Raw genomic sequence first — 10,473 nt, 5'->3', positions numbered from 1 at the left:
GCGGGTGTGTTGCCGTCGCACATGGTTCCGTCGGCGTTCGTTGTGTTGGAGTCGATTCCGTTGACTCCTGCGGGCAAGTTGGACCGACGCGCACTACCGTCTCCGACGCTCGCGTCGCACTCGGTGTTCCGGGCCCCACGGACCGACAACGAACGACGAGTGGCCGCGGTGTTCACGGACCTACTGGACTCGCAGAAAGTCGGCATCGACGACAGTTTCTTCGATCTCGGTGGAAACTCATTGGTCGCAACACGATTGATCGCTCGGGTGAACGCCGACCTCGGTTCGTCTCTGCGGGTTCTCGACCTGTTCGAGGCACCGACGGTCGTCGGGCTGACCGCTCGTGCCGAGGACACTGCCGGCTCGTCGAACCGCCCCGCGCTGGTTCGTGCCGAGCGTCCGGACGTGGTTCCGCTGTCGCTCGCGCAACAGCGTATGTGGTTCATCAACCAGTTCGACACGCAGTCGGCTGCCTACAACATCCCACTCGCAGTGCGGTTGTCCGGTGCCGTGGACGTCGCGGCGCTCAGCGCTGCGGTGGCGGACGTGGTCGATCGCCACGAGAGTCTCCGAACCGTGTTCCCGACCGTGGGCGAGCTTCCTCGGCAGGTCGTGGTGGACGCGGCCGATGTCGATCTGTCGATGGACGTGGTGTCCATCGACGAGAGCGCGCTGGCGGGGCACGTGTCGTCCGCCGCTGCACGCGGCTTCGACGTCACGACCGACGTGCCGATTCGAGCCACGCTCTACCGCCTCGACGGTCGCGAGGACCGGCATGTGCTGGCGATCGTCGTCCATCACATCGCGGCCGACGGTGCTTCCATGGCTCCGCTCGCCTCCGATGTGATGATCGCGTACTCGTCGCGGGTGGCCGGTGAACTTCCGACCTGGGAACCCCTGGCCGTTCAGTACGCGGATTACTCGCTGTGGCAGCGCGGGCTGCTGGGGTCGGAGTCCGACGCGGAATCCCTGATGTCCCGCCAGCTGGCCTACTGGTCCCGAGTACTGGCGGATGCGCCCGACGTTCTGCCGTTGCCTCACGACCGACCGCGCCCCAGCACTCAATCCGTGGCAGGCGCAACGACGAAATTCGAGATTCCCGCAGAACTTCGGTCCGAGCTCGTGCGGTTGGGCGCCGCACACGACGCGACACCGTTCATGGTGTTCCATTCCGCGCTGGCGATCCTGCTGGCCAGGTTGAGTGGTACCGAGGACATCGTGGTGGGTACGCCGATCGCGGGTCGGGGTGAGGCCGGGTTGGATGCGTTGGTCGGTATGTTCGTGGGGACGTTGGTGTTGCGGACGGAGGTGTCGGCGCACCTGTCGTTCGTGGAGTTGTTGGCGGCGACTCGGGCTGCGGATCTGGCTGCGTTCGACAACACCGATGTGCCGTTCGAGCGGTTGGTGGACGAGTTCGCGCCGTCGCGGTCGACGGATCATTCTCCGTTGTTCCAGGTGTTGTTGGAGTTCCAGAACAATCAGCGGGCGCACCTCGAGCTGCCCGATCTGACGGTGAACATCGAGGAAATCGACACCGACACCACCAAGTTCGACCTGCAGCTTCGGATCGACGAGGCAGCGGGGGACAGCGGCACGTCCAGTGCGGCGTTCACGTACTCCACCGCCTTGTTCGACCCGGACACAATCGATCGTTTCGTCGACCGTTTTCTCCGGTTGCTCGAGTCGATCACCCGCGCCCCGCAGGCGCCGCTTCGGAATCTGGACATTCTGTCGGTGTCCGAGCGCGACACCGTGCTCGCCGTGTGGAACTCCACCGAGCATCAGCTGCCTGCCCAGGTCGGATCGGACCCGACACTCGGCAGCTTGTTCGACCTGCAGGTCGCGCGGAGCCCCTATTCCATCGCGTTGGTGTTCGACGACGAACACGTGACGTATCGCGAGTTGGACGAGCGTGCCAACCAGCTCGCACGTCATCTGGTGTCACTGGGAGTCGGGCCGGAATCGCATGTGGGACTTGCAATTCGACGATCCACGGATCTGCTGGTCGGCATGTACGCGATCATGAAGGCGGGTGGCGCCTACGTTCCGATCGACCCGGACCATCCCGTCGACCGATCCGCGTACGTCATCGACAGCGCGCAGCCCGTCTGCATCCTGACGACGAGCAGAGACTGGATCGATGTGTCGGTGGCCACTCCGGTGCTCGCCGTCGACCTGATCGATGTATCGGACAGGGCGACGACTCCGCTGAGCTCGTCGGAGCGGCTCGGCGACATCTCCGGCGCGAACACCGCCTACGTCATCTACACCTCCGGCTCGACGGGACGGCCCAAGGGCGTAGCCGTCACACACGAAGCCATCGTCAACAGGTTGCTGTGGATGCAGGACCGGTACCGGCTCGAGCCGTCGGACAACGTGCTGCAGAAGACTCCGGCGAGCTTCGACGTGTCGGTGTGGGAGTTCTTCTGGCCGTTGCAGGTCGGCGCCAAACTGGTCATCGCAGCACCCGACGGTCACCGTGATCCGGAGTATCTGTCGCGGGTGATTCTGCGCGAACGAATCACCACCCTTCACTTCGTGCCGTCCATGCTCGCCGTTTTCGTCGACGGTGCGCACGCCGAGGACTGCGAGTCACTGCGCTTGGTGTTCTGCAGCGGCGAGGCATTGCCGCCTGCGACAGTGGAGGCATTCGCTGCCTTCTCGGATGCGCAATTGCACAACCTGTACGGTCCCACGGAGGCAGCGGTCGACGTGACGTCGTATCACTGCGTCTCGTCGGATCCGATATCGATTCCGATCGGTGCCCCGGTGTGGAACACACGCACCTACGTCCTCGATGCGTCGTTGAAGCCTGCACCGATCGGTGCACCGGGTGAGCTCTACCTGGCAGGTGTTCAACTCGCACGTGGCTACGTCGGCCGCGGTGATCTGACCGCCGATCGTTTCGTTGCCGATCCGTACGGCGAACCAGGTGAACGTCTCTACCGCACTGGCGACCTAGTCCGGTGGCGCGCCGACGGCAACCTCGAGTACATCGGCCGTACCGACTTCCAGGTCAAACTCCGCGGACTGCGTATCGAGTTGCCCGAAGTCGAATCGGCGCTGCTTCGTCATCCGTCGGTCGCACGCGCCGTGGCCGTCGTCCACCGCACCGTCTCCACGGGCGAGGCTCTGGTCGCCTACGTAGTACCCGTGCGGGGAGCAACCGTCGACGCAGCCGAGTTGGCACGCGCCGTCGGCGAGTCCCTGCCGGCGTACATGGTGCCGTCGCTGGTGGTCGAACTGGCCGAGTTCCCGCTGAACTCGAGCGGAAAACTCGACCGTAAAGCCTTGCCGGACCCGGTGTTCACGCTGACCGACGACGAGATCGTCGCACCGTCGAACCCGGTCGAGGAGATCATCGTCGGCGAATTCGTCGCGCTTCTGGGCGGAGAACCCATCGGCGTCACCCAGAACTTCTTCGCCGTCGGTGGTAACTCTCTCGTCGCGATGCGAGCCGTGGCGCGTATCAACTCGGCTCTCGGATCGAGCCTGACCGTTCGCGATCTGTTCGACGCACCGACCGTGCGTTCGCTGGCTGCGGTCGTCGAATCGCAGGGCTACCGGACCGATCCGAAGCCGGCGCTGGTTCCGCTGGAGCGGCCGACGTCCATCCCGGTTTCTCTTGCACAGCAGCGTATGTGGTTCATCAACCAGTACGACACATCGTCGGCTGCGTACAACGTGGCCTTCGCGATGAGGCTGACCGGCCGGCTCGATACGACTGCACTGCGCAGTGCCATAGGCGACGTCGTCGACCGACACGAAGCCTTGCGGACCGTCTTCCCTCTGACCGACGACGGTCCCGTCCAGTCGATCCTGGAATCGCACCAGGCGCTGCCCGATCTGACTCCGGTCCCGGCCGAGTCCGAGGACGATGTCCTTCGTCTCGTCACCGAGGTCGCGTCCGCAGGATTCGACGTCGCCAGCAGTGTCCCCGTCCGAGCCCGATTGATCGAGGTCGGACCGGAGGATCACGTGCTCGCGTTCGTCGTGCACCACATCTCCTCCGACGGATTCTCGACCGGTCCGCTTGCTCGAGATCTGATCGTCGCCTACAGCGCGCGTACCCAGGGCGAGGCGCCGACGACGTCGGCGCTGCCTGTGCAGTACGCGGATTACTCGCTGTGGCAGCGTGCTTTCCTCGGTGAGGAATCGGACACCGAGTCCGTGATGAACAAGCAGCTGGGTTTCTGGGTGGACACCTTGTCCGGAGCCCCGGATGTTCTGGACCTCCCGTCGGACCGTCCACGCCCGGCCGAATCGTCGTTCCGCGGTGCGGAAGTCGAGTTCTCGATCGACCCCCAGGTCCACGCGCGGATGGCGGAGTTGGCCGCCGTGCGCGATTCCAGCGTGTTCATGATCGTTCACGCGTCGCTCGCGGTGCTGCTGTCCAGGCTGTCGGCGTCGTCGGACATCTCGGTCGGTACACCGATCTCCGGACGCGGTGACGCTGCGCTCGACGATCTAGTCGGAATGTTCGTCAACACACTCGTTCTGCGGACCGAGATCGACGCCGCGCAGTCCTTCCGGGATCTGCTGGCCGATGTCAGGGCCACCGACCTCGCGGCGTTCACTCACTCGGACATTCCGTTCGAGCGCGTCGTCGATGCGCTCGACCCCGTGCGGTCCACCTCGCATACCCCGCTGTTCCAGGTGATGCTGGAGTTCCAGCACACGGATCGCCCGAACATCACTCTGCCCGGTTTGAGCGTCGAGGCAATGGATCTGGCGAACGACATCGCCAATTTCGATCTTCAACTGACTGTGTCCGAGCGCTTCGACGCCTCCGGACAGGCAGCCGGTATCGAGGCCTCCTTCCGGTACGCCGCCGACCTGTTCGACGCTGCCACCGTCAGCACGTTCGCGGACAGGTTCGTCCGAATCGTGGACGCGGTCACCTCGGATTCCGAAGTTGCCGTCGGCGACATCGACACTCTGTCGACGGACGAATTCGGCGCCCTGACGCCCGTTCGAGGCGCCGCACCGATGCCGCCTCGGCTGCTGCCCGAGATATTGGCGGACTCCGTCGTGTCCGCAGGCGAATCGGCCCATGCGCTCGATGTCGACAACGGAGTCATGACCTACGGAGAGTTGGACGCTCGGTCCTCTCGACTGGCTCGCATGATCGTCGACCACGGCGTCGGCCCCGGTGACGTGGTTGCGCTCGCACTTCCGCGTGGCGCCGACTCCATCGTCGCCATCTGGGCCACGGCGAAGGCCGGAGCGGCGTTCCTTCCCGTCGACCCGACGTATCCGGCAGACCGAATCACACACATGATCACCGATTCGGGTGCTGCGCTGGGACTCACGACGCTCGCCGACAACTCTGCGTTGGCCGCGTTGTCCGACCGGGTCGTTTGGGTCGTTCTGGACGACCCACGCTTCCAACAGGTGACGTCGACGTTCTCGACTGCCGCGATCACCGACGCCGAGCGTGTGGAACCGCTGCGGATCGACGACGCTGCGTACCTGATCTACACCTCGGGGTCGACAGGTGTGCCCAAGGGCGTGGTGGTGACCCACCGCGGTCTGGCAAACCTTGCCGCGGAGGAACGTACACGGTTCGAGGTAGAGCCGGGGTCGCGGACGTTGGCGTTCGCCTCACCCAGTTTCGATGCGTCCGTCCTGGAATTCGTGCTTGCGTTCGGAGCAGGGGCGACGATGGTGATCGCACCGTCCGGAATGTACGGCGGCCCGGACCTGTCGAACTTGATGCGCGACAAGCACGTGACCCACGCCTTCGTCACCCCCGCGGCGCTGGCGACGGTCGACCACACGGAGTTGCCGGAACTGCGCGTCATCGCAACCGGCGGCGACGCATGCCCGCCGGAGTTGGTGGCCAGGTGGGCGCCCGGCCGTAAGATGTTCAACGCGTACGGACCGACCGAGGCCACCATCTTCTCGTCGATCAGCAACGAGCTCGTCCCCGGCGGCGTCGTGGACATCGGTTCTCCGACAATCGGTTTCGCCGAGGTCGTACTCGACTCTCGCTTGCGGCCGGTACCTGTCGGTGTCCCGGGTGAGCTGTATCTTGCCGGTCCGGCTCTCGCACGCGGTTACCACGGTCGACTTCCGCTGACGGCCGAGCGATTCGTGGCGGATCCCTACGGTGAACCGGGCAGCCGGATGTATCGGACCGGCGACGTCGTCCGCTGGAACCGCGCCGGTGCGCTGGAGTTCGTCGGACGCAGTGATTCGCAAGTCAAGGTGCGCGGTTTCCGCATCGAAGTCGGCGAGATCGATGCGGCAGTCGGTGCGCACGACGGTGTCGACTTCGCGACGACAGCCGGCGTCAGAGGACCCGCCGGCAACACCATCCTGGTGACCTGGTTCGTCGCCGCGGAGTCCGCGTCGCCCACTGTCGACGCGGCGATTCTGCGCGAGCACGTCGCCGCAACGTTGCCCGCCCATATGGTGCCCACCGCGTTCGTTCAGCTGGAGTCGATTCCGCTGACCCCTGCGGGCAAACTCGACCGCCGTGCGCTTCCCGAGCCCACGTTCGACGGTCCGGCCGACATCGGCCGAACGGCGGATACCGCGATCGAGAAGCTGCTGGCAGGACTCTTCGCCGAAGTTCTCGGCCTCGAGCAGGTCGGCGTCGACGATTCGTTCTTCGCCCTCGGCGGAGACAGCATCATGTCGATCCAGCTGGTGTCCCGAGCCAAGGCAGCAGGCCTCGTCCTGTCGCCACGGGACGTATTCGAACGCAAGACGGTTGCCGCACTCGCCGAGGCCGCGTCGTCCGCGGACGGCGACTCGGTGACGGTACTGGAAGAACTGCCGGGCGGCGGAGTGGGTGACGTGCCGCTGACGCCCATCACCCAGTGGATGATCGACCGCACTCACGTGTTCGACCGCCACACACAGACGGCGTTGCTGACCTTGCCGGACGACATCGAGCGATCCGCTCTGGAGGCGACCGTTCAGTCCGTGCTCGATCATCACGACATGCTGCGTGCCCGCCTTCGTCACGAGGACGAGCAGTGGAGCATGGACGTGCAGCCCATCGGTTCCGTCGCGGCTGCCGCGGTGGTGCACCACGTCTCGGTTGGTTCGAGCACCGGTGACGAGTTCTCCTCGGTCGCCTCTGCCGAGCTCGAACGTGCAGCAGCACGTCTGGCCCCGGCCAGCGGCTCCATGATCCAGTTCGTCTGGTTCGAAGCCGCCGACAAGTCCGGACGACTGCTGATCGTCGCGCATCACCTCGTCGTCGATGGTGTGTCGTGGCGCGTCCTGGTTCCCGACCTCGCCACGGCATGGGCACAGCTCGAGGCCGGTGAGCAGATCGCTCTGCTCCCCGTCGGTACGTCGATGCGGCGGTGGGCTCACGGTCTGGCCGACGCGGCGGAGTCCCGCCGGAGCGAGCTGGCGTTGTGGAAGGACACACTGTCCGGGGACGATCCGCTGGTCGGCTCGCGCGCGCTCGACCCTGAAACCGACGTCTACGCCACGGTCGATCACGTCGAGGTCGAACTGTCGGCCGACGTGACCGAGGCATTGCTGACAACCGTTCCGGAAGTGTTCCACGGCAGCGTCAACGATGGTTTGATGGCCGGTCTCGCACTGGCCGTCGGCGCGTGGCGACGCGCCCGTGGTATCGAGACACAGGATTCGCTCGTCTCGCTCGAGGCCCACGGACGCGAGGACCACATCGTCCCCGGCGCGGACCTGTCTCGTACCGTCGGGTGGTTCACCACCATCTATCCGGTTCGAATCGATCTGCGCGGCATCGACTTCGACGACGCGATGAACGGTGGCCCGTCGGCCGGCGCGTTGATCAAATCCGTCAAGGAACGACTTCTCGGAATTCCGGACCACGGCATCGGCTTCGGCATGCTCCGCTATCTGGACGACGAGTCGCGAAACGTACTGGCACCCCTGACGTCGCCGCAGATCAGCTTCAACTATCTCGGGCGGTACGGCGCGGGTATTCCCGAGAATCTGCGCGGCGTGGGCTGGCTCCCGGTCGAGGACGACAGAATCGGCGATGTCCAGAACCAGGATCTACCGGTCTCGGCGGCCCTCGACATCAACGCGGTCACCACCAGTGGTGAGCACGGTGACGCCCTCCGGGCTACGTTCGCGTTCCCGTCGGGAGTACTGGAACGCGACGACGTCGAAGAGTTGACATCTCTGTGGGTGAGCGCTTTGACGAGCATCGCCCGGCACGCGCGGAGTGCGGGCGCGGGTGGATTCACCCCGTCGGACCTCGATCTCGTTGCGCTACCGCAGAGTTCGATCGTCGACATCGAGAAGCGGTATCCGACGTTGACCGACATCTGGTCGATGTCTCCGTTGCAGTCGGGCATGCTCTTCCACGCCGAGTTGTCCGACCAGACGGTCGACGCCTACATCGTCCAGCTCGTCATCGAACTCGGCGGCTCGGTCGATGCGGATCGCTTGCACCGCTCCGCTCAGGTTCTTCTCGATCGCCACTCCAACCTCAGGTCGGCGTTCGTTCACGATCTCGACGGCAACGCTGTGCAGGTCGTTCAACGAGGCGTCGACGTTCCGTGGCTGGAAATCGACCTGCGGGATGTGTCGTCCGAGAGCAAGGATGCCGAGCTCGACCGCATCCTCGCCGCCGATCGTGCAACACGCTTCAACATGGCCGACGCCCCGCTGCTGCGGTTCACGTTCGTGCAGGTCGCTGACGGACAGTGGCGACTCGTGCTGACCAACCACCACATCCTCATCGACGGATGGTCGACGCCGCTCGTCATCCGCGAGCTGCTCACTCTGTACGCGACCGACGGCGACGACGCGGTGCTCCCTCGGGTGCCCGCATACCGCGACTACCTGGCGTGGATGAACAGGCGCGACGGCGAAGCCGGCCGTCAGGCCTGGATCTCGGCCCTCGCCGGACTGTCCGAGCCGACTCTCCTGACCCCGGTCGAGAGCCGGCGACAGGAATCGACCCGAGCCGGTCGTGCGCTGACGTCGTTCGACGCGGCGGACACCACCGCGCTCCGCGTGTTCGCGCGGGACCGTGGTGTCACGATCAACACCCTGGTACAGGCAGCGTGGGGCACAGTGCTCGCGACGCTGACCGGACGTACCGACGTCCTGTTCGGCGCAACCGTGTCCGGGCGGCCGCCGGAGATCAACGACATCGAATCGATGATCGGCCTGTTCATCAACACTCTCCCGGTTCGAGTGACGATGGACCCGCGGGAGACGTTGAGCGAGTTCGTCATCCGCCTGCAGAACGAGCAGGCAGGGCTGCTCGACCACCACTACCTCGGTCTCACCGAGATCCAGCGTGCCGTCGGTCCAGTGGTCGCCTTCGACACTCTGACGGTGTTCGAGTCGTACCCCGTCGACCGCGGTGGACTGTCCGACGAGACCGACATCGCAGGACTGCGTGTGTCGGGAATCGTCGACGGCAGCGACACCGCGCAGTATCCGCTCACTTTGGTCGCGATGGCCGACGATCGACTCCACGTCGAAGCGAAGTACCTGCCCGAGGTGTTCGAGCAGGATGCAGTGGAGGCGATTCTCGGCAGGATCGTGGCCGTTCTGGACGCGTTCGCGACCCAGCCGGAACTACCTGTCGGGCAGCTGCAACTGTTGTCCGAGTCCGAGCGTGACCTGTTGGTCCCGGTGCACGGCGCGCAATCCGTCGCCGGACGACTGTTGTCCGACGTCTTCTCCGAAGCCGTGAACACAGCCGTCGGCGCCGGCGGTGTCGACGCGATCGCCGTCGTCGCGGGCAACGAATCCGTGACGTATCAGGAACTGGACGCGCGATCCACGCGAGTTGCCGACGTGCTGCGCTCACGCGGTGTCCGCCCGGGCACCTATGTGGCAGTGGGACTGCAGCGTTCCATCGAGTACGTCGTCTCGGTATGGGCTGTGGCGAAGGCCGGCGGAGCGTTTCTCCCCGTCGATCCGTCGTATCCACAGGATCGCATCGAACACATGTTGACCGACTCCTCGGCACCGGTGGGTATCTCGGTGGCTCGGTACACCGATGTGCTGACCGAAGCGGGCCGGGACGTCGACTGGATCGTTCTCGACGAAATCGATTGGTCTACAGCCGATTCGAGTTCTGTGGCAGGCGACGACCGACGGCCGGACGACCAGGCAGTTCCGTCGCTGGACGATGCGGCGTACCTGATCTACACCTCGGGATCGACAGGTGTGCCGAAGGGCGTGGTGGTCACGCACCGCGGTATCGCCGATCTCGCCGAGGAGGAGCGGACCCGCTTCCGGGTCACCACCGACTCGCGTGTGCTCGCATTCGCGTCGACCAGCTTCGATGCGTCGGTGCTCGAGATGGTGTTGGCGTTCTGTGGCGGCGCAACCATGGTCATCGCGCCGACCGACGTCTACGGCGGCGTCGAACTCGCAGCGGTGTTGGCCGAGAAATCGGTGACCCATGCGTTCGTGACGCCTGCGGCGTTGGCTTCGGTGGATCCCGCTGGACTGGACGATCTGCAGGTCGTGGTGACCGGTGGCGACGCCGCC

General features: G+C 65.2%; 1 protein-coding gene. It reads left to right on the top strand.

Going from position 1 to position 10,473, the window contains the following annotated elements:
• A partial coding sequence (locus CH293_RS27585) for a non-ribosomal peptide synthetase (RefSeq protein WP_141217257.1) occupies nt 1–10,473 on the top strand: 10,473 nt, incomplete at both ends.

This window comes from Rhodococcus sp. 14-2470-1b (assembly GCF_002259415.1).
Taxonomy (GTDB): Bacteria; Actinomycetota; Actinomycetes; order Mycobacteriales; family Mycobacteriaceae; genus Rhodococcoides.
The sequence above is the reverse complement of the archived record's forward strand: the minus strand, read 5'-3'. Positions and strand labels throughout refer to the sequence as shown.